Genomic DNA, 18,431 nt, shown 5'->3' on the forward strand with positions numbered 1-18,431 from the left:
ACGTCGAGCTGCTCGCCGCGCACCTCCTCGGCGCGGGGCGCAGCGACGTGCTCGCCGCCGCCGTCCTCGGGCGGCCGGCTCCCGAGGGGCTCGAGGCGCTCGTCGCCCGGCGCGCCGAGCGGGTGCCCTTGCAGCACCTGACCGGCAGCGCGCCGTTCCGCGGGTTCGAGCTCGCGGTCGGCCCCGGCGTGTTCGTGCCGCGACCCGAGACCGAGCAGGTGGCCCAGGTCGCCGTCGACGCGGCCGCTGCGTCGGTCGCGCGGACCGGCTACGCCGTCGTCGTCGACCTGTGCACCGGCTCGGGCGCGATCGCGATCGCCGTGGCGCGCGAGGTGCCCGGCGCCGAGGTGCACGCCGTCGAGCTCGACGCCGCGGCGCACGGCTGGGCCGCGCGGAACGTGGCGGCGCTCGCCGCGGGGCGCGTGGGCGTCGTGCGCGGTGACGCGCGGACCGCCCTGCGCGCGCTCGACGGCACGGTCGACGTCGTCGTCTCGAACCCGCCGTACATCCCGCCCGACGCGGTGCCCGTCGACCCCGAGGTGCGCGACCACGACCCTGGCGTCGCCCTCTACGGGCTCGGGCCGGACGGGTTGACGGTGCCGCGTGGCGTCGCGGCCGCGGCGGCGCGGCTCCTGCGTCCGGGCGGCGTCCTCGTCATGGAGCACGCCGAGGTGCAGGCCGCCGCGGTCCGCGCGCTCGTCGGCGACCTCGTGCGGGACGCCGACGGCGGCGCGGCGTTCACCGACGTGCGGACGGAGGCCGACCTGTCGGGGCGCGACCGGATGGTGGTCGCCACGCGCACGGCGACGCGGCCGGGCGCGTCCGGCGACGTGAAAGACTCGCCGCCGTGAGCGCCGTCCTCGACTGCACCGACCCCGCCACCTGGGGGCCGTCCGTCGACCAGGCCGTCCACGCGATCTCGCGCGGCGGACTCGTCGTCCTGCCGACCGACACCGTGTACGGCATCGGCGCGGACGCCTTCACGCCCGACGCCGTCGCGGCGCTGCTCGCGGCCAAGGGACGCGGGCGCCAGATGCCCCCGCCCGTCCTCGTGCCCGACGTGCGCACGCTCGACGGCCTCTGCACGGACGTGCCGGACGAGGTGCGGGCGCTCGTCGAGGCGTTCTGGCCCGGCGGACTGACCGTCATCTGCCGGTCCCAGCCGTCGCTCGCCTGGGACCTGGGGGAGACGCGCGGGACGGTCGCGGTCCGGATGCCCGACCACCCGGCGGCCCTGGCCTTGCTGCGGCGCACCGGCCCGCTCGCCGTCTCGAGCGCCAACCGCACCGGGCGGCCCGCCGCCACCACGGCGGCCGACGCGCACGAGCAGCTCGGCGACTCCGTCGCCGTCTACCTCGACGGGGGAGTCGCGCCCGGAGGCGTCGCGTCGACGATCGTCGACGCGACCGGGCCCCTGCGCGTCGTGCGCACGGGCGCGATCGGCCTCGAGCGGCTGCGCGAGGTCGCCGACGTCGCCGGACCCGAGCAGGCCCCGTGAGGGTCTACCTCCTGGTCATGCTCGTGGCCGCGGCGGTGACGTTCCTGACGACGCCGCTCGCGCGCTGGCTCGCGCTGCGCTCGGGCGCGATCACGGCGGTCCGCGACCGCGACGTGCACGCGACGCCCACGCCGCGCATGGGCGGCGTCGCGATGCTGCTGGGCATGGCCGTGGCGATGGTGCTCGCGTCGCGGATGCCGTTCCTCGAGGGCGTGTTCACGGGGTCGAACCAGGCGTGGGCGATCCTGGCCGGCGCCGCCATGGTCTGCGTCCTCGGCGCCGCGGACGACATCTGGGACCTGGACTGGATCACGAAGCTCGTCGGTCAGGTCCTCGCGGCCGGGTTCATGGCGTGGCAGGGCGGCGTCCAGCTCTTCTCGCTGCCCATCGCAGGGCTCACCATCGGCTCGAGCTACCTCTCGCTCGGCGTGACGGTCCTGGCCGTCGTGGTGGCGATCAACGCGGTGAACTTCGTCGACGGGCTCGACGGGCTCGCGGCGGGGCTCATCGCGATCGGCGGCTCGGGGTTCTTCGTCTACACCTACCTGCTCACGCGTGACATCAGCTCGACCGACTACTCGAACCTGGCGAGCCTCGTCGTCGCCGTGCTCGTGGGGGCGTGCCTCGGGTTCCTGCCGCACAACTTCCACCCCGCGCGGATCTTCATGGGCGACTCGGGGTCGATGGTCATCGGCCTCACGATCGCCGCGGCGGCGATCGTCGTCACCGGCAAGATCGACCCCGGGATGGTCTCCGACCGCCAGGCGATCCCCGCGTTCCTTCCGATCGCCCTGCCCGTCGCGGTGATCCTGCTGCCGCTGCTGGACATGGGGCTCGCGGTCGTGCGGCGTCTCGGCGCCGGCCGGTCGCCGTTCCAGCCCGACCGGCTGCACCTGCACCACCGGCTGCTCGAGATCGGGCACTCGCACCGGCGCGCCGTCGTCATCATGTACCTGTGGACCGCCGTGTTCGCCTTCGGCGCCGCGGCCCTGGCCGTGTGGACCACGACCACCGTCCTCATCGCCCTGGGCGCGGGGGTGCTCCTCGCGCTCGCCCTGACCCTCGGACCCCTGCGGGGCAAGGTCCGCGGGGCACCGACAGCTCGAGGAGCCTCATGAGCCAGACGCCTGCGCCCACCCCCGCCGCCGCCGACCCCGTGCGGGCGGTCCTCAGCCGCGCACTGCGCGACATGCTCGTGCTGGTCGGCGTCCTCGCCGTCGTGGGGATCGCCGTGGGCGCGGTCGTGGCCGGCCTGCCGGGCGTGTGGGGCGCCGCCATCGGGATCGCCGTCACGCTCGTGTTCAGCGGCACGACCGTCGTGAGCGTGCTGCGGACGACCCAGTCCTCGGTGACGACGACCGGCGCCGTGATCCTGGGCGCCTGGCTGCTCAAGATGATCGTGCTGGTCGCGCTGTTCGCGGTCCTCGACGACCTCGACTTCTACCACCGGGGCGTCATGGTGACCGTGCTGCTCGTCGGCGTCCTGGGGTCGGTCCTGCTGGACTACCGGGCCGTGACGCGCGGCCGCGTGCCCTACGTCCAGCCCGAGCAGCCGTAGCCCGACCGCCGTCCGGGGAAGTCCTTGTGATCCGATGCACAAGGGCTGGACGACGGGCGGGGACCGAGGTCCTGATGCGTTAGGATCGCCACGATCCAAGCAAAGGCCTGGTCCGACGGCGTGCCCGCATCGCGAGTCCCGTTGCACCCAAGACCCGGGGAGTGCGCCCTGTCCACCGTCGCGACGAACCACCTGCTCGCCGCCTCCGGTGAAGACGGCGGTTTCCACCCGCCCTCGATCGCCGAGTTCTTCCCCGCGCCGTTCCTCTTCGAGGGCACGCCGTTCGAGATGAACCGCATCATCCTCGTCCGGCTGCTCGTGACGGCCGTCCTGGTGCTCGTCTTCGTGCTGGCCGCGCGCCGCGCGAAGCTCGTCCCCGGTCGCGGTCAGAACGTCGCGGAGATGCTGCTCGACTTCGTGCGCGTCAACATCGCGCAGGAGACGCTGGGTCACAACGCCCGCCGCTTCGTGCCCATGCTGACGACGATCTTCTTCGCCGTCCTCGCCATGAACCTCACGGGCGTGGTGCCGTTCCTCAACATCGCGAGCACGTCCCTCATCGGGATGCCCCTGGTCCTCGCGGCCTGGGTCTACGTGATGTACCTCGGGGTCGGCATCAAGAAGTTCGGCGTCGGCGGGTACCTCAAGAACAACCTGTTCCCGCCCGGGCTGCCGCCGTTCCTGTACGTGCTGGTGACCCCGATCGAGGCGCTCCAGGTCTTCGTGTTCCGGCCGGCGACGCTCGCCCTGCGACTCACCGCCAACATGATCGCCGGGCACCTCATCCTGGTGCTGTGCTTCGGCGCCACGCACTTCTTCCTCTTCCAGGCGAGCGGCGCGATGAAGGCCTTCTCGGCCATGTCGCTCGTCGCGGGGGTGGCCTTCACCCTCTTCGAGATCCTGGTCGCCGCCCTGCAGGCCTACATCTTCGCCCTCCTCGCCGCCGTGTACCTGAACATGGCCGTCGAGGAAGAGCACTGAGTCTCGTCCCCACGAGCCCCCGCCGTACGAGCGTGGGCACCGACACGACGCCCGGGCTCCCGGGCGCCTCACGGAAGGAACACCCCTAGTGGACACCACCACGCTCGCCGAGGTCACGGGTAACGTCGCGACCATCGGTTACGGCCTCGGCACGCTGGGCCCGGGCATCGGCCTCGGCATCCTCATCGGCAAGGCGCTCGAGGGCATCGCGCGTCAGCCCGAGGTCGCCGGCCAGCTCCGGACGACCATGTTCATCGGTGTCGCGTTCGTCGAGGTGCTCGCGCTGCTCGGCCTGGTCACCGGCTTCCTCTTCTGATGAAGGCCGTCGTCGACGCGGCGGCGCTGCTCGCCGCCGAGCCGGGCGAGGAGGTCGAGGGGATCAACCTCCTCATCCCCGCCGACTACGACATCATCTGGTCGCTCGTCGCGGCCGCGATCATCGCGTTCGGGTTCTACAAGCTCGTCCTGCCGAAGTTCACGGCGATCCTCGACGAGCGCACGGAGAAGATCGAGGGCGGGCTCGCCCGGGCGGAGAACGCCCAGGCCGAGGCCGCCGAGGCGCTCGCCGCGTACCAGCGCCAGCTGACCGAGGCACGGGCCGAGGCGGCGCGCATCCGCGAGGAGGCGCGTGCCGAGGGCGGCGTGATCGTCGCCGAGCTGCGGCAGAAGGCCTCCGACGACGCGGCGCGCATCCTCGAGAACGCGCAGCGTCAGATCGAGGCCGAGCGGCAGCAGGCGTCCGTCGCGCTGCGGGCCGAGGTCGGCTCGCTCGCGACCGAGCTCGCGTCGCGCATCGTGGGTGAGTCCCTCGCGGACTCGGCACGTCAGTCGCGCGTCATCGACCGCTTCCTCGACGACCTCGAGGCGAGCACGGCCGCGGGTGCCACGGCACCGGCAGCCGGACGCCAGGAGGGCTGATGCGCGGGACCAGTGCCTCGTCGGCGCAGCGCGTGGCCACCGGCTTCGAGCCGGTGCTGCGGGCCGCGGGCACGGACGCGGCCGCGCTCGGCGGGCAGCTGTTCGCCGTCGTGGACGCGCTGGACTCGTCCGGCTCGCTGCGGCGCGCGCTCAGCGACCCGTCGCGTGCGGCGGAGGACAAGGCCGCGCTCGTCGCCGGGCTGCTGCGCGGCAAGGTCGACGACCGGGTCGTCGAGCTGGTCGCGGGCTTCGCCCGGGCCCGCTGGTCGTCCGAGAGCGACCTCGTGGAGGCCGTCGAGGAGGCCGCCTTCGACGCGGTCCTCGCCTCGGCCCAGGCCGCGGGTCGTCTCGAGCAGGTCGAGGACGAGCTCTTCCGGTTCGAGCGCGTGCTCGCGGGCGAGCGTGACCTGCGCCGCGCGCTGACCGACCGCGCCGCCGCGGCCCAGGACCGTGGGGTGCTCGTGCGGCGCCTGCTCGACGGCAAGGTCGAGCCGGCGACGCTGCAGGCCGTCGAGCGCCTCGCGGTCGCACCGCGCGGGCGCTCGGTGTCGGCGGTGCTCGGCCTCGTGGGCCGCCTCGCGGCGCGGCGCCGGCAGCGGCTCGTCGCTACGGTGTCGGTCGCGGTGCCGCCCTCCAGCGCCCAGACCGGGCGGCTCGAGGGACTCCTCGAGCGCGCCTACGGGCGTCCGGTGCAGCTGAACGTGTCGGTGGACCCCGAGGTCATCGGCGGCATGAGGATCCAGGTCGGCGACGAGGTCGTCGACTCGACGGTCCTCGCCCGCCTCGACGACGCACGACGCCGGCTGGCCGGCTGACCCCATCACGGGCCCCATCCGGCCCGCGCAGCACGGAGACGACCTCGCACCACGTGGGGTCATGACAGGAGAGAGACCATGGCTGAGCTGACGATCAGGCCCGAGGAGATCCGGGCTGCGCTGGACAGCTTCGTGAAGTCCTACGAGCCCCAGGGTGCCGTTCGCGAAGAGGTCGGCCGCGTCACGCTGGCCGGCGACGGCATCGCGCAGGTCGAGGGCCTCCCGGGCGCGATGGCGAACGAGCTGCTCGAGTTCGAGGACGGCACGCTGGGCCTCGCGCTCAACCTCGACGTCCGCGAGATCGGTGTCGTCGTCCTGGGCGAGTTCACCGGGATCGAGGAGGGCCAGACGGTCCGCCGCACGGGCGAGGTCCTCTCGGTCCCCGTCGGCGACGGCTACCTCGGCCGCGTCGTCGACCCGCTGGGCAACCCGATCGACGGCCTCGGCGAGGTCGCGACCGAGGCGCGCCGCGCGCTCGAGCTCCAGGCGCCCGGCGTCATGGCGCGCAAGAGCGTGCACGAGCCGCTCCAGACGGGCCTCAAGGCGATCGACGCGATGATCCCGATCGGGCGCGGTCAGCGTCAGCTCATCATCGGCGACCGTCAGACGGGCAAGACGGCGATCGCGATCGACACGATCATCAACCAGAAGGCGAACTGGGAGTCGGGCGACCCGACGAAGCAGGTCCGCTGCATCTACGTCGCGATCGGCCAGAAGGGCTCGACCATCGCCTCGGTGCGCGGCGCGCTCGAGGACGCCGGCGCCATGGAGTACACGACCATCGTCGCCGCCCCGGCGTCCGACCCGGCCGGCTTCAAGTACCTGGCGCCCTACACCGGCTCGGCCATCGGCCAGCACTGGATGTACGACGGCAAGCACGTCCTCATCATCTTCGACGACCTGTCGAAGCAGGCCGAGGCCTACCGTGCCGTCTCGCTCCTCCTGCGTCGTCCGCCGGGCCGCGAGGCCTACCCGGGTGACGTCTTCTACCTGCACTCCCGCCTGCTCGAGCGCTGCGCGAAGCTCAGCGACGAGCTGGGCGCGGGCTCGATGACCGGCCTGCCGATGATCGAGACGAAGGCCAACGACGTGTCGGCCTACATCCCGACCAACGTCATCTCCATCACCGACGGCCAGATCTTCCTGCAGTCGGACCTCTTCAACGCGGACCAGCGGCCCGCTGTCGACGTCGGCATCTCGGTGTCCCGCGTCGGTGGTTCGGCGCAGGTCAAGGCGATGAAGGCCGTCTCCGGCACGCTCAAGATCGACCTCGCGCAGTACCGGTCGCTCGAGGCGTTCGCGATGTTCGCGTCCGACCTCGACGCCGCCTCGCGGCAGCAGCTGACGCGTGGTGCCCGCCTCATGGAGCTGCTCAAGCAGCCCCAGTACTCGCCGTACCCGGTCGAGGAGCAGGTCGCCTCGATCTGGGCGGGGACCCACGGCAAGCTCGACAAGGTCGCGCTGTCGGACGTGCGCCGGTTCGAGCAGGAGATGCTCGACCACCTGCGTCGCCACGAGGTCCTGCTGCCGATCCGCGAGACGGGTCAGCTCAGCAAGGAGACCGAGGCCGCGCTCGAGGCCGCGATCGACGACTTCGCCCAGGGCTTCCAGTCGGGCGACCAGGACTCCGTCGTGGACACGCCGGTCGAGGGCGACCTCGAGGCGGACATCGAGCAGGAGCAGATCGTCAAGCAGAAGCGGGGCTGAGGTGGCGGGTCAGCAGCGCGTCTACCGGCAGCGGATCCGGTCGACCCAGTCGCTGAAGAAGATCTTCCGCGCGATGGAGCTCATCGCTGCCTCGCGCATCGGCAAGGCGCGTGCTCGCGTCACCGCCGCGTCCCCGTACGCCCGTGCGCTCACGCGCGCGGTCTCGGCGGTCGCGACGCACGCGAGCGTCGAGCACCCGCTGACCACCGAGCGGCCCGACGTCAAGCGCGTCGCGGTCCTCCTCATGACGTCCGACCGCGGCATGGCCGGCGCCTACTCGGCGTCGGTCATCCGCGAGGGCGAGCGGCTGATCCAGCAGCTCACCGAGGAGGGTCGCGAGGTCGTCCTCTACGTCACCGGGCGCCGGGCCGTGTCGTACTACTCCTTCCGCAACCGGCCCCTCGCGGGTCAGTGGACGGGGGCGTCGGACGCGCCGGCGGCCGAGACGGCCGAGGAGATCGCCGACACCCTGCTGTCGGCGTTCCTCGCCGAGGAGGCGGACGGCGGCGTGGGCGAGCTGCACGTCGTCTACACGCAGTTCGTCAACATGGTCACGCAGACGCCGCGCGTCGTGCGCATGCTGCCGCTCGAGGTCGTCGAGGGGGTGGCCGAGCCCGGTGACGAGCCGCTGCCGCTCTACGAGTTCGAGCCGTCCCCGGAGGAGGTGCTCGACGCCCTCCTGCCGCGCTACATCCAGAGCCGCATCTACAGCTTCATGCTGCAGGCCGCGGCCTCCGAGCTGGCCGCCCGCCAGCGTGCGATGCACACGGCCACGGAGAACGCCGAGGAGCTCATCCGCACCTTCACCCGGCTGGCCAACCAGGCCCGCCAGGCGGAGATCACCCAGGAGATCAGCGAGATCGTGTCCGGCGCCGACGCGCTGGCGTCGAAGTGATCCCTGCACCGCAGAACACAGGACCACGCACCAACCACCGGGGCCCGCTCCGGTCGAGCGAAGCGAGAGAGACATGACTGCCACCACCACCGACACCGCGGCCTCCGCCACGGGCGGGAGCGGCACGGGTCGGGTCGCCCGGGTGATCGGCCCGGTCGTCGACATCGAGTTCCCGACCGACGCGATCCCGGAGATCTACAACCTGCTCGAGGTCGAGATCGACCTCTCCGCCGCCGGCCAGGGCACGAGCACGCTGCGTCTCGAGGTCGCCCAGCACCTCGGCGACTCGCTCGTCCGCGCCATCGCGCTCAAGCCGACCGACGGCCTCGTCCGCGGCTCCGTCGTGCGGGACACGGGCGCGCCGATCACGGTGCCCGTCGGCGACGTCACCAAGGGCCACGTGTTCGACGTGACCGGCGAGATCCTCAACGCGCAGGAGGGCGAGCGCATCGAGGTCACCGAGCGCTGGCCGATCCACCGCAAGCCCCCGGCCTTCGACCAGCTCGAGTCGAAGACGCAGATGTTCGAGACCGGCATCAAGGTCATCGACCTCCTGACGCCGTACGTCCAGGGCGGCAAGATCGGCCTCTTCGGCGGTGCGGGCGTCGGCAAGACGGTCCTCATCCAGGAGATGATCTACCGCGTCGCGAACAACCACTCCGGCGTCTCCGTGTTCGCCGGCGTGGGCGAGCGCACGCGTGAGGGCAACGACCTCATCGACGAGATGACCGAGTCGGGCGTCATCAAGCAGACGGCCCTCGTGTTCGGCCAGATGGACGAGCCGCCGGGCACGCGTCTGCGCGTCGCCCTGTCGGCGCTCACGATGGCGGAGTACTTCCGCGACGTGCAGAAGCAGGACGTGCTCCTGTTCATCGACAACATCTTCCGGTTCACGCAGGCCGGCTCCGAGGTCTCGACCCTGCTCGGCCGCATGCCGTCGGCCGTCGGCTACCAGCCGAACCTGGCGGACGAGATGGGTCAGCTGCAGGAGCGGATCACCTCGACGCGTGGTCACTCGATCACGTCGCTCCAGGCGATCTACGTCCCCGCGGACGACTACACCGACCCGGCACCCGCCACGACGTTCGCGCACCTGGACGCGACGACGGAGCTCTCCCGCGAGATCGCGTCGCGCGGCCTCTACCCGGCCGTCGACCCGCTCGCGTCGACGTCGCGCATCCTCGACCCCCGCTACGTGGGTCAGGCGCACTACGACGCCGCCGTCCGCGTGAAGCAGATCCTCCAGCGCAACAAGGAGCTGCAGGACATCATCGCGATCCTCGGCGTCGACGAGCTGTCCGAGGAGGACAAGATCGTCGTCTCGCGGGCGCGCCGCATCCAGCAGTTCCTGTCGCAGAACACCTACATGGCGACGCAGTTCACCAACGTGCCCGGCTCGACGGTGCCGCTGAGCGAGACCATCGAGGCGTTCACCAAGATCGCCGACGGCGAGTTCGACCACATCGCCGAGCAGGCCTTCTTCAACATCGGTGGTCTTGAGGACCTCGAGCGCAACTGGGCCCGCATCCAGAAGGAGATCGGCTGACGTGGCGAACCTCGAGGTCGACCTCGTCGCCGCGGACCGGAGCGTCTGGACGGGCGAGGCCCGCATGGTCAGCGCACCGGCCGCGGACGGTGAGATCGGCATCCTGCCGGGTCACTCCCCGGTCCTGACGGTGCTGCGTCCCGGCACCGTGCGGATCACCCCGGTGGAGGGCGGGTCGACGCACGTCGTGCGCATCGACTCCGGCTTCATGTCGGTCGACAGCGACCACGTGACGGTCGTCGTCGACACGGCCGAGGACGCCGCGCCGGGCTCGAACGGTCGCTGAGGCACGACGGTCGTGGAGCTGCTCGCCGCCCTGCTCGGCGTCGGTGCGCTCCTGCTGGTCGCCGTCGTGCCGTTCGGGCTGTACCTGTCGCGGCAGCGGACGCTGTCGCAGCGGGTGGGCTCGTTCACGTGCCTCATGCGGCCCGAGACCCCCGACGAGACCCCTGACGCGCCGTGGACGGCCGGGATCGCGCAGTACGGCGCGACCCGGCTGTCCTGGTGGCGCACGCTGTCCCTCGCACCCCGACCCGCGCGGTCGTGGTCGCGGGCCACGCTGACGCTGCTCGAGCGCGTCCCCGTCGAGCACGTGGACGAGGCCGGGCGGCCCCAGGTGCTGCTGCACTGCGCGCACGACGACGAACGGTTCCAGCTCCTCATGTCCGCCCCCGCGTGCGCGGGGCTGGTCTCGTGGCTCGAGTCGGGCCCACGGCCCGTCGGGAGGGTGATCTGATGCGGCTCGTCGTCGCCGCGTGCGCTGCCCGCTACACCGGGCGGCTGTCGGCCCACCTGCCGCTCGCGACGCGCCTGCTCGTGGTCAAGGCCGACGGCAGCGTGCTGCTCCACTCCGACGGCGGCTCCTACAAGCCGCTCAACTGGATGAGCCCGCCGTGCTCGCTCGCGGTCGTCGAGCCCGACGCCGAGGCCGCCGCGCGTGGCGTCACGCAGGTGTGGCACGTCCAGCACACGAAGTCCGACGACCGGCTCGAGATCGAGCTCCACGAGGTGCACCACGACTCGGCGCACGACCTCGGCGTCGACCCGGGCCTCGTCAAGGACGGCGTCGAGGCGCACCTCCAGGCCCTGCTCGCCGAGCAGATCCACGTGCTCGGCGACGGGCACGTGCTGGTCCGGCGCGAGTACCCGACGGCGATCGGCCCGGTCGACATCCTCGCCCGCGACGCGAGCGGCGGCACCGTCGCCGTCGAGATCAAGCGGCGCGGCGACATCGACGGGGTCGAGCAGCTCACGCGGTACCTCGAGCTGCTCAACCGCGACCCCCACCTGACCCCCGTGCGGGGCGTCTTCGCCGCCCAGGAGATCAAGCCGCAGGCGCGCGTGCTCGCGCAGGACCGCGGGATCGCGTGCGTCGTCCTCGACTACGACGCCCTGCGTGGCATGGACGACGTCGCCGCCCGGCTCTTCTGACGTGGACGAGGCTGAGGCGGGTGCGGGCGGCGTCGCGCAGCCCGTCGGTGCGGCCGATGCCGGGCGCAGGGCGCGCCTCGCCGCCCTGCGGCGCAGCTACGAGCGGTCGCGGCTGCTCGAGGCCGACCTCGCACCGGACCCGTTCACGCAGTTCCAGCGGTGGTTCGACGAGGCGGTCGAGGCGGGTCTGACCGAGCCCAACGCCATGGTGCTCGCGACCGCGGCCCCCGACGGCACGCCGTCGGCGCGGACCGTGCTGCTCAAGGGGTTCGACGAGCGCGGGTTCGTGCTGTTCACCAACCACGGCTCGCGCAAGGGTCGCGAGATGCTCGCCAACCCGCGCGCCTCCCTGACGTTCCCGTGGTTCGAGATGGACCGGCAGGTGGTCGTCTGCGGCGACGTCGAGCAGGTCGAGCGTGAGGTCGCCGCGGAGTACTTCGCGAGCCGTCCCCACGGCTCCCGGATCGGGGCGTGGGCGAGCGAGCAGTCGAGCGTCGTCCCGGACCGCGCGACGCTCGACGAGCGCTTCGCAGAGCTGTCCCGGCGCTGGCCCGAGGGCACGGACGTGCCGCTCCCGCCGCACTGGGGCGGCTTCCGCGTCGTCCCCGGCACGGTCGAGCTGTGGCAGGGCCGGGCCTCGCGCCTGCACGACCGGCTCCGGTACCGGCGCGACGGCGGGGCGTGGGTCGTCGAGCGCCTCGCACCCTGAGGCCGGTCGGCCCGACACAATGGCCCCATGACGCCCGACGCCGCGCCGAGCACCCGCACCGACGCCGCGGGGGAGCGCCTCGCCCTGCGGGGCCGGGTCGTGACCCCGGACGCGGTGATCGAGGACGGCGTCGTGCTCGTCGACGGGACCCGCATCGCGTGGGTGGGCCCGGCGACGGGCGCGCCCGACGCGGTGCCGGACCTCGTGCTGCCACCCCCGACGGACAGCCTGCTGCTGCCCGGACTCGTCGACCTGCACTGCCACGGTGGGGGCGGTGCGAGCTTCCCCGACGCGACGGACGCCGCGGCGGCGAGCACGGCGGCGGCCGAGCACCTGCGGCACGGCACCACGAGCCTCGTCGCCTCCCTCGTCACGGCGGACGCCGCGACGCTGCTCGAGCGCACCGCGCTCCTGGCCGACCTCGCGGACGCCGGCGAGCTCGTGGGCATCCACCTCGAGGGACCGTTCCTGTCGACCGTGCGGTGCGGCGCTCAGGACCCGTCGCTCATGGTGGCCGGCGACCCGGCCCTCGTGCACCGCGTCGCCGAGGCGGCCCGCGGGCACCTGGTGACGATGACGATCGCCCCCGAGGCGCCGGGCGTGCTCGGGGAGGGTGGCGCCGTCGCGGCACTGGCCGCCGCCGGCGCCGTGCCCTCGGTCGGGCACACGGACGCCGCCGCCGAGCTCGTCGAGCAGGCGCTCGAGGAGGTCCGCACCGCGCTCGCTGCGCCGGGCGCCCGGTCGGGGCGCCCCACGGTCACGCACCTGTTCAACGGGATGCGGCCGCTGCACCACCGGGAGCCGGGGCCGGTCGCGGCCTGCCTCGCCGCCGCGGCCGAGGGTGTGGCGGTGCTCGAGCTCGTCGCGGACGGCGTCCACCTCGCCCCCGCGACGGTCCGCACCGTCTTCCGCCTCGTCGGCGCGGCGTCGATCGCGCTCGTGACCGATGCCATGGCCGCGGCGGGCATGCCCGACGGCGACTACCGCCTGGGCTCGATGTCGGTGCGCGTGGCCGACGGCGTCGCGCGGCTCACCGAGGGTGGCGCCATCGCGGGCGGCACGGCGCACCTGGTCGACGTCGTCCGCAGCACCGTCGCGGCCGGCGTGCCGCTCGTGGACGCCGTGCGCGCGGCGGCGACGACGCCTGCCGAGGTGCTCGGCCGGCCGGAGCTCGGAGCGCTCGAGGTCGACCGGCGCGCCGACGTCCTCGTCACGGACAGTGACCTGCGCCCGCGCGCCGTCCTGCGCGCGGGCGCCTGGGCGGTCCCCGCGACGTCCTGACCGGCACCGGAGGGCAGCGCGACCCCTCGCGTCGGCCAGGACGCGCGACGCGCCTGCCCCGCGTGCCTCCGTCCAGGCACGGTCTGGGTGCGCTCCCATCTGGTGGACGCGTGCGCCGAATCGGTTCGACCACGGCAGGATTGGGGCATGACGACGACGCCATCGGCCCGCACGTTCCCTGCGAGCTTCGTCTGGGGTGCGGCCACCGCCAGCTACCAGATCGAGGGAGCCGTCGACGAGGACGGCCGCGGGCCCTCCATCTGGGACACCTTCGCGGCGACGCCCGGCAAGACGCTCGACGGGCACAGCGGCGCGGTGGCTGCGGACCACTACCACCGCACCGCCGAGGACATCGCGATCATGAAGGACCTGGGCCTCGACGCCTACCGGTTCTCGCTCGCCTGGCCCCGTATCCAGCCCACCGGCTCGGGCGCCTTCAACCAGGCCGGCCTCGACTTCTACGCCCGGCTCATCGACGACCTCCTCGAGGCGGGCATCGACCCCGTCGTGACCATGTACCACTGGGACCTGCCGCAGCCGCTCGAGGACGCGGGCGGCTGGCCCGCCCGTGACACCGCCCTGCGCTTCGGCGAGTACGGCCGCAAGGTGGTCGAGACCTACGGCGACCGCGTGAAGGTGTGGACCACGCTCAACGAGCCGTGGTGCTCGTCCTACCTCGGGTACGGCTCGGGCGTGCACGCCCCGGGTCGCACGTCGGACGCGGACGCGCTCGCCGCGGTGCACCACCTCAACCTCGGCCACGGGCTGGCCGGTCGCGCGGTCCGCGAGATCCTCGGGGAGGGCGCGACGCTCTCGCTCACGCTCAACCTGCACGTCGCGCGCCCCGACGACCCGACGTCCGCCGAGGACCGCGACGCCGCGCGCAAGATCGACGCGCTGGCCAACCGCGCGTTCCTCAACCCCGTCCTCGACGGGTACTACCCGGAGGACCTCCTCGCCGACACGTCGGCGATCACGGACTGGTCCTTCGTGCAGGACGGCGACCTCGAGATCACCCACACGGGGCTCGACGTGCTCGGCGTGAACTTCTACTCGACCCAGCGCGTGCGTCGGTACACGTTCGAGCACGAGAAGACGATGGCCGACGGTCACGGCGCCTCCGCGGCGACCGCGTGGCCGGGTGCGGACGACGTCGAGTTCCTCGTCCAGCCGGGGCCGTACACGGCGATGGGCTGGAACATCGACCCCTCCGGGATGACCGAGCTGCTCGTCGGCCTCTCGAAGACGTACCCCGAGCTGCCGCTCATGATCACGGAGAACGGCGCGGCGTTCGACGACGTCGTCTCCGAGGACGGTCGGGTACACGACGTCGACCGTGTGAGCTACGTCCACCGCCACCTCGACGCCGTCGGCGAGGCGATGGAGGCGGGCGCCGACGTGCGGGGCTACTTCGTGTGGTCGCTCATGGACAACTACGAGTGGGCCTACGGCTACCACCGCCGCTTCGGCATCATCCGGATCGACTACGACACGCTCGAGCGCATCTGGAAGGACTCGGCGTACTGGTACCGCGAGCTGCTCCGCACGGACGCGCTCCCGCCGGTCGAGAGCGCGGCCGACCTCGCCTGAGGCACAGGTCCGGGGCCGGTCGTCCGTCCCGTGAGGCGCGGCCCGCGCGTGTGCTGCGGGCCGCGCGCGTGGGGGAGGATGGGCGCATGCCGAGCGGACGCCGGTCCAGCAAGCGCCCGTGGGCGCAGGACCACCCGGAGCTCGACGTCGACCGCGTCCGCGGCGGTCGGCGCACCGAGTCGGCGGCCGACGGCGAGTGGGTCGTACAGAGCGTGACCGGCGCGGCCGGGAAGGCGTACACGTGCCCGGGCTGCCGCCAGCAGATCGGGCCCGGCACGGCGCACGTCGTGGCCTGGGCGACGGACGACCTGCTCGGTCCCGAGGCCGGCGTCGCCGGGCGTCGCCACTGGCACTCGTCCTGCTGGTCCCACCGGGACCGGCGACGGTGAGCGCCACCCGCAGCGCTGCCCACGACGAGGCCGGTGCGAGCCGGCCCACGACGCCGCGACTCGTGGCGACCGACCTCGACGGCACGCTCCTGCGCGACGACGGCTCGGTGTCGCCGCGGACGGCCGCCGCGCTGCAGGCGGCGCACGCGGCGGGGGTCGACGTCGTCTTCGTCACCGCACGGCCACCGCGCTGGGTCGACGTGGTCGCGGAGGCGGTCGCGGGGCACGGCGTCGTCCTGTGCCTCAACGGCGCGTTCGCGTACGAGCCGGCCACGGGCACCGTCCTCGAGGCGGCCACGATGCCCGACGCGGTCGTGACCGCCCTCGTCGCCGACCTGCGCGCCGCGCTCCCCGGCGTGGCGTTCGCCGCCGAGCGGGCGGCCGGGTTCGCCGCCGAGCGCGGCTACCGCAACCACCACCCCGTCCCGCCCGGCGCGGCGCTGAGCGACCGGATCGAGCCCGTGCTCGACGGCGCCACGGGCAAGCTGCTCGCGCGCTGCGAGCAGGTGGCGGACCACGCGCTCGTGGCCCGCGTCGACGCGGTCCTGGCCGGGCGCGCCGTCGTCGCCGACTCGGGTGCGCCCGGGCTCGCGGAGATCACGGGTCCGGGGGTGACCAAGGGCGCCGCGCTCGCGCGGTGGGCGGCGGCACGCGGCGTCGAGCCGGCGGACGTGTGGGCGTTCGGGGACATGCCCAACGACCTGCCTATGCTGCGCTGGGCGGGGCGCGCCTTCGGCGTGGCCAACGCGCACCGTGACGTGCTCGCCGCCGTCGACGAGGTGTGCCGCTCCAACGAGGACGACGGCGTGGCACGCGTGCTGGAGGCCGTCGTCGCGGGCGCGCAGGCCCGGGAGGTCGGGCGTCGATAGGCTCGGTCGCGATGAGCACCGCACCCGCCACCCCGCCCGACGACGCCGCCGACGCGTCCGGCACGCCGATCCGCGCGCTGACCGTGCTGCCCGCGCGGCGTGAGGACATCGAGCTCCACACGGCCGACGGCCTCACCCTCGTCGGCGAGCTCGCGCTCCCGCTCGACCGGCCGCCGGCCGCGACGCTGGTCACGCTGCACCCGCTGCCCACGCACGGCGGGTTCATGGACTCGCACGTGCTGCGCAAGGCGGCGTGGCGGCTGCCGGCGCTCGCCGACCTCGCCGTGCTGCGGTTCAACACGCGCGGCACGTCGAGCCCGCGCGGACGCAGCGAGGGCGAGTTCGACGGCGGCCGGGGCGAGCACTTCGACGTCGTGGCTGCGATGGAGTACGCCGAGTTCCACGACCTGCCCCGGCGCTGGCTCGTCGGCTGGTCGTTCGGCACGGAGCTCGCGCTCATGCACGGGGCGGACCCGTCGGTCGAGGGCGCCATCCTCCTGTCGCCGCCGCTGCACCGGGCGACAGACGAGCACCTCGCCGCGTGGGACGCCTTCGGCAAGCCGCTCGTGGTGCTCGTCCCCGAGCTCGACGACTACCTGCGGCCCGACGAGGCACGCGAGCGCTTCTCGGTGGTCCGCCAGGCCGAGGTGATCGGGGTCGACGGCGCGCGTCACCTCTGGGTCGGCGAGTCGTCGGTCCGCCGCGTCCTCGACGAGATCGTCGGCCACGTCCTTCCCGGCCACGGCCCGCTGCCGACCACCTGGGACGGGCCGGCCGAGACCGCCGCGACCGACGACGAGACCCGCTGACCGGACGGCGGCATGGCCACCCGGTCCGCCGCCGCGACCCACCGACCGACGGCACCGAACGACCCGATGCAGCGCCAGCGAGACCCGCGGCGCAGGACGGAGAACCGATGACCACGACCGACGGCATGCCCCAGGTCCACACGATGCGACGGGGCGCCCCCGACCGCCTCCCGCTCGTGCTCCTGCACGGCTTCCCGCTCGACCACCGGATGTGGCTCGACGTCGTCGACCTGCTGACCGGCGACCCGACGGTGCTCGGGGTGGACCTGCCCGGGTTCGGCGCGTCGCCGTCGGGCCCCGACGCCGCCCAGGCGCTCGGCGCGGCCGCCGACCCGTCCCTCGAGGTCGTGGCCGACGCGGTCGCCGCGGCCCTGCGCGGCCAGGGTGTCGACCGTGCGGTGGTCGCCGGGCTCTCGCTCGGCGGGTACGTCGCGATGGCGCTCGTCGAGCGGCACCCCGACCTGGTGGCCGGGCTGGGCCTCGTCGACACGAAGTCGACGGCGGACACGGAGGAGGCGCGGGCGAAGAGGCTCGAGATCGCCCGCACGGTGACGGCCGAGATGCGGGTCGACGCGGTCCTCGGCATGCGCACAGCGCTGCTCGGCACGACCAACCGTGTCGGTCGGCCCGACCTGACCGAGCGCCTCGAGCTGTGGATCCGTGACCAGGGTCCGGCCGCGATCGCGTGGGTGCAGGAGGCCATGGCCGCCCGCCCGGACCGCACGCACGTCCTCGCGGGCTACCAGGGGCCCGCGGTCGTCGTGGTGGGCGAGGAGGACGAGATCGCACCGGTCGCCGCAGCGCAGCACATGGTGGACGCGCTCACCGACGCCGAGCTCGTCGTCGTGCCCGCCGTCGGCCACATGTCGAGCAACGAGAGCCCTGAGCCGGTCGCGTCCGCGCTGCGGAACCTCCTGGCGCGGGCCGAGGCCGGCGCGAGCGCGGGCGCCGCGGCAGGTGGCGAGCGCACGGGGAACTGACGAGGGCCTGACGGCGGAACTGACGGCGGGAGTGACGGGGGACTGACGGCGGGCGTCAGCCCCGGCGCGACTGCGTGCCGAGCGCGATCGCGAGCGCGTCGACGAGGTCGATCGACTCGCCGTCGCGCGCGCCCTTGCCGAGCACGAGCGGCGGGTCGCTCGGCTCGGGCCGCGCGCCGGAGACCAGCGCGCGGAGGCTGCCCGGGACGGACAGCACGTAGAACTCGCCGTCCGTGCCCACCGCGACCGACTCGTTGCGACGCAGGTACCAGCCGGTGAGCGGCGTCCGGTAGCGGCTCTGGCCGTCGTAGCTGCGGGCCCTGAGCGGTACCGGCGCGACGCCGCGCTCGCGGGCCTCGCGGACGAAGTCGGCGATGAGCGCGCGGGCCTGGGCCGCCTCGGCCGCACGCCGGCGCTCGAGCGCGTCGGCGTGCGCCGACGCCGCCTCGCTGCGC

The 18,431-nt window shown here is 73.5% G+C and carries 22 protein-coding genes; 21 read left to right on the forward strand and 1 reads right to left on the reverse strand.

What is annotated here, in order from left to right; genetic code table 11:
* The first annotated feature begins 8 nt into the window (after nucleotides 1-8).
* The 21 genes from prmC to ICW40_RS03965 all read left to right on the forward strand — a co-directional run bounded on the left by prmC (nucleotide 9) and on the right by ICW40_RS03965 (nucleotide 17,976).
* Nucleotides 9-851 (forward strand): peptide chain release factor N(5)-glutamine methyltransferase, encoded by an 843-nt coding sequence (gene prmC / locus ICW40_RS03865; protein WP_374199125.1) that lies wholly within the window; start codon nucleotides 9-11, stop codon nucleotides 849-851.
* Nucleotides 848-1,498 (forward strand): L-threonylcarbamoyladenylate synthase, encoded by a 651-nt coding sequence (locus tag ICW40_RS03870; protein WP_221652517.1) that lies wholly within the window; start codon nucleotides 848-850, stop codon nucleotides 1,496-1,498. The genes prmC and ICW40_RS03870 overlap by 4 nt, the downstream gene beginning before the upstream one ends.
* Nucleotides 1,495-2,616: an MraY family glycosyltransferase gene (locus tag ICW40_RS03875; RefSeq protein WP_221652518.1), complete on the forward strand. Its 1,122-nt coding sequence runs from the start codon at nucleotides 1,495-1,497 to the stop codon at nucleotides 2,614-2,616. The genes ICW40_RS03870 and ICW40_RS03875 overlap by 4 nt, the downstream gene beginning before the upstream one ends.
* Nucleotides 2,613-3,056 carry a hypothetical protein gene (locus tag ICW40_RS03880; protein ID WP_221652519.1) on the forward strand — a complete coding sequence of 148 codons (444 nt, stop codon included), beginning with the start codon at nucleotides 2,613-2,615 and terminating at the stop codon, nucleotides 3,054-3,056. Before ICW40_RS03875 ends, ICW40_RS03880 begins: the two co-directional genes overlap by 4 nt.
* Before the next feature lie 141 nt (nucleotides 3,057-3,197).
* Nucleotides 3,198-4,037: a F0F1 ATP synthase subunit A gene (gene atpB / locus ICW40_RS03885; protein WP_260458758.1), complete on the forward strand. Its 840-nt coding sequence runs from the start codon at nucleotides 3,198-3,200 to the stop codon at nucleotides 4,035-4,037.
* Nucleotides 4,038-4,125: 88 nt separating this feature from the next.
* A complete protein-coding gene (atpE, locus tag ICW40_RS03890; RefSeq protein WP_182111652.1) occupies nucleotides 4,126-4,353 on the forward strand; it encodes an ATP synthase F0 subunit C in 228 nt (75 codons plus the stop codon).
* Entirely contained in the window at nucleotides 4,353-4,955 is a 603-nt protein-coding gene (locus ICW40_RS03895) for a F0F1 ATP synthase subunit B (protein WP_221652520.1), read from the forward strand. The genes atpE and ICW40_RS03895 overlap by 1 nt, the downstream gene beginning before the upstream one ends.
* Complete coding sequence (locus ICW40_RS03900) at nucleotides 4,955-5,770, forward strand: F0F1 ATP synthase subunit delta (RefSeq protein ID WP_221652521.1); 816 nt, start codon at nucleotides 4,955-4,957, stop codon at nucleotides 5,768-5,770. Before ICW40_RS03895 ends, ICW40_RS03900 begins: the two co-directional genes overlap by 1 nt.
* A gap of 78 nt (nucleotides 5,771-5,848) precedes the next feature.
* Nucleotides 5,849-7,477 carry a F0F1 ATP synthase subunit alpha gene (atpA, locus tag ICW40_RS03905; protein ID WP_221652522.1) on the forward strand — a complete coding sequence of 543 codons (1,629 nt, stop codon included), beginning with the start codon at nucleotides 5,849-5,851 and terminating at the stop codon, nucleotides 7,475-7,477.
* A 1-nt stretch (nucleotide 7,478) separates the two neighbouring features.
* Nucleotides 7,479-8,372, forward strand: coding sequence for a F0F1 ATP synthase subunit gamma (locus ICW40_RS03910; RefSeq protein ID WP_221652523.1), 894 nt, complete (start codon nucleotides 7,479-7,481; stop codon nucleotides 8,370-8,372).
* A 73-nt stretch (nucleotides 8,373-8,445) separates the two neighbouring features.
* A complete protein-coding gene (atpD, locus tag ICW40_RS03915) occupies nucleotides 8,446-9,918 on the forward strand; it encodes a F0F1 ATP synthase subunit beta (RefSeq protein ID WP_221652524.1) in 1,473 nt (490 codons plus the stop codon).
* Between the two features lies 1 nt (nucleotide 9,919).
* Entirely contained in the window at nucleotides 9,920-10,204 is a 285-nt protein-coding gene (locus ICW40_RS03920) for a F0F1 ATP synthase subunit epsilon (protein ID WP_221652525.1), read from the forward strand.
* 12 nt (nucleotides 10,205-10,216) lie between these two features.
* A complete protein-coding gene (locus tag ICW40_RS03925; protein ID WP_221652526.1) occupies nucleotides 10,217-10,654 on the forward strand; it encodes a DUF2550 family protein in 438 nt (145 codons plus the stop codon).
* Nucleotides 10,654-11,349, forward strand: coding sequence for an endonuclease NucS (gene nucS, locus ICW40_RS03930; protein WP_221652527.1), 696 nt, complete (start codon nucleotides 10,654-10,656; stop codon nucleotides 11,347-11,349). The genes ICW40_RS03925 and nucS overlap by 1 nt, the downstream gene beginning before the upstream one ends.
* A 1-nt stretch (nucleotide 11,350) precedes the next feature.
* Nucleotides 11,351-12,058 (forward strand): pyridoxamine 5'-phosphate oxidase, encoded by a 708-nt coding sequence (pdxH, locus tag ICW40_RS03935; protein WP_308121611.1) that lies wholly within the window; start codon nucleotides 11,351-11,353, stop codon nucleotides 12,056-12,058.
* Between the two features lie 27 nt (nucleotides 12,059-12,085).
* Complete coding sequence (locus ICW40_RS03940; RefSeq protein ID WP_221652528.1) at nucleotides 12,086-13,339, forward strand: N-acetylglucosamine-6-phosphate deacetylase; 1,254 nt, start codon at nucleotides 12,086-12,088, stop codon at nucleotides 13,337-13,339.
* 147 nt (nucleotides 13,340-13,486) lie between these two features.
* Complete coding sequence (locus tag ICW40_RS03945) at nucleotides 13,487-14,929, forward strand: GH1 family beta-glucosidase (RefSeq protein ID WP_221652529.1); 1,443 nt, start codon at nucleotides 13,487-13,489, stop codon at nucleotides 14,927-14,929.
* Between the two features lie 86 nt (nucleotides 14,930-15,015).
* Complete coding sequence (locus tag ICW40_RS03950) at nucleotides 15,016-15,318, forward strand: hypothetical protein (protein WP_221652530.1); 303 nt, start codon at nucleotides 15,016-15,018, stop codon at nucleotides 15,316-15,318.
* Nucleotides 15,315-16,187 carry an HAD family hydrolase gene (locus ICW40_RS03955; RefSeq protein ID WP_308121612.1) on the forward strand — a complete coding sequence of 291 codons (873 nt, stop codon included), beginning with the start codon at nucleotides 15,315-15,317 and terminating at the stop codon, nucleotides 16,185-16,187. Before ICW40_RS03950 ends, ICW40_RS03955 begins: the two co-directional genes overlap by 4 nt.
* An 11-nt stretch (nucleotides 16,188-16,198) precedes the next feature.
* Entirely contained in the window at nucleotides 16,199-16,996 is a 798-nt protein-coding gene (locus ICW40_RS03960; RefSeq protein ID WP_221652531.1) for an alpha/beta hydrolase, read from the forward strand.
* Nucleotides 16,997-17,103: 107 nt separating this feature from the next.
* A complete protein-coding gene (locus tag ICW40_RS03965) occupies nucleotides 17,104-17,976 on the forward strand; it encodes an alpha/beta fold hydrolase (RefSeq protein WP_221652532.1) in 873 nt (290 codons plus the stop codon).
* Nucleotides 17,977-18,031: 55 nt separating this feature from the next.
* On the opposite strand, the gene ICW40_RS03970 is transcribed toward ICW40_RS03965, so the two are convergent.
* Nucleotides 18,032-18,431, reverse strand: a 400-nt coding sequence (locus tag ICW40_RS03970) for a hypothetical protein (RefSeq protein WP_221652533.1), incomplete at its 5' end; no start/stop codon positions are given.

Origin of the sequence: Actinotalea ferrariae (genome assembly GCF_019733465.1) — a bacterium.
GTDB lineage: Bacteria > Actinomycetota > Actinomycetes > Actinomycetales > Cellulomonadaceae > Actinotalea > Actinotalea ferrariae_A.

Bases quoted from the DNA above. Each gene is read 5' to 3' on its own strand.
- ICW40_RS03880 (WP_221652519.1), top strand. From the start codon at position 2,613: ATGAGCCAGACGCCTGCGCCCACCCCCGCCGCCGCCGACCCCGTGCGG.
- ICW40_RS03895 (WP_221652520.1), top strand. From the start codon at position 4,353: ATGAAGGCCGTCGTCGACGCGGCGGCGCTGCTCGCCGCCGAGCCGGGC.
- ICW40_RS03900 (WP_221652521.1), top strand. From the start codon at position 4,955: ATGCGCGGGACCAGTGCCTCGTCGGCGCAGCGCGTGGCCACCGGCTTC.
- atpA (WP_221652522.1), top strand. From the start codon at position 5,849: ATGGCTGAGCTGACGATCAGGCCCGAGGAGATCCGGGCTGCGCTGGAC.
- atpD (WP_221652524.1), top strand. From the start codon at position 8,446: ATGACTGCCACCACCACCGACACCGCGGCCTCCGCCACGGGCGGGAGC.
- nucS (WP_221652527.1), top strand. From the start codon at position 10,654: ATGCGGCTCGTCGTCGCCGCGTGCGCTGCCCGCTACACCGGGCGGCTG.
- ICW40_RS03940 (WP_221652528.1), top strand. From the start codon at position 12,086: ATGACGCCCGACGCCGCGCCGAGCACCCGCACCGACGCCGCGGGGGAG.
- ICW40_RS03945 (WP_221652529.1), top strand. From the start codon at position 13,487: ATGACGACGACGCCATCGGCCCGCACGTTCCCTGCGAGCTTCGTCTGG.
- ICW40_RS03950 (WP_221652530.1), top strand. From the start codon at position 15,016: ATGCCGAGCGGACGCCGGTCCAGCAAGCGCCCGTGGGCGCAGGACCAC.
- ICW40_RS03960 (WP_221652531.1), top strand. From the start codon at position 16,199: ATGAGCACCGCACCCGCCACCCCGCCCGACGACGCCGCCGACGCGTCC.
- ICW40_RS03965 (WP_221652532.1), top strand. From the start codon at position 17,104: ATGACCACGACCGACGGCATGCCCCAGGTCCACACGATGCGACGGGGC.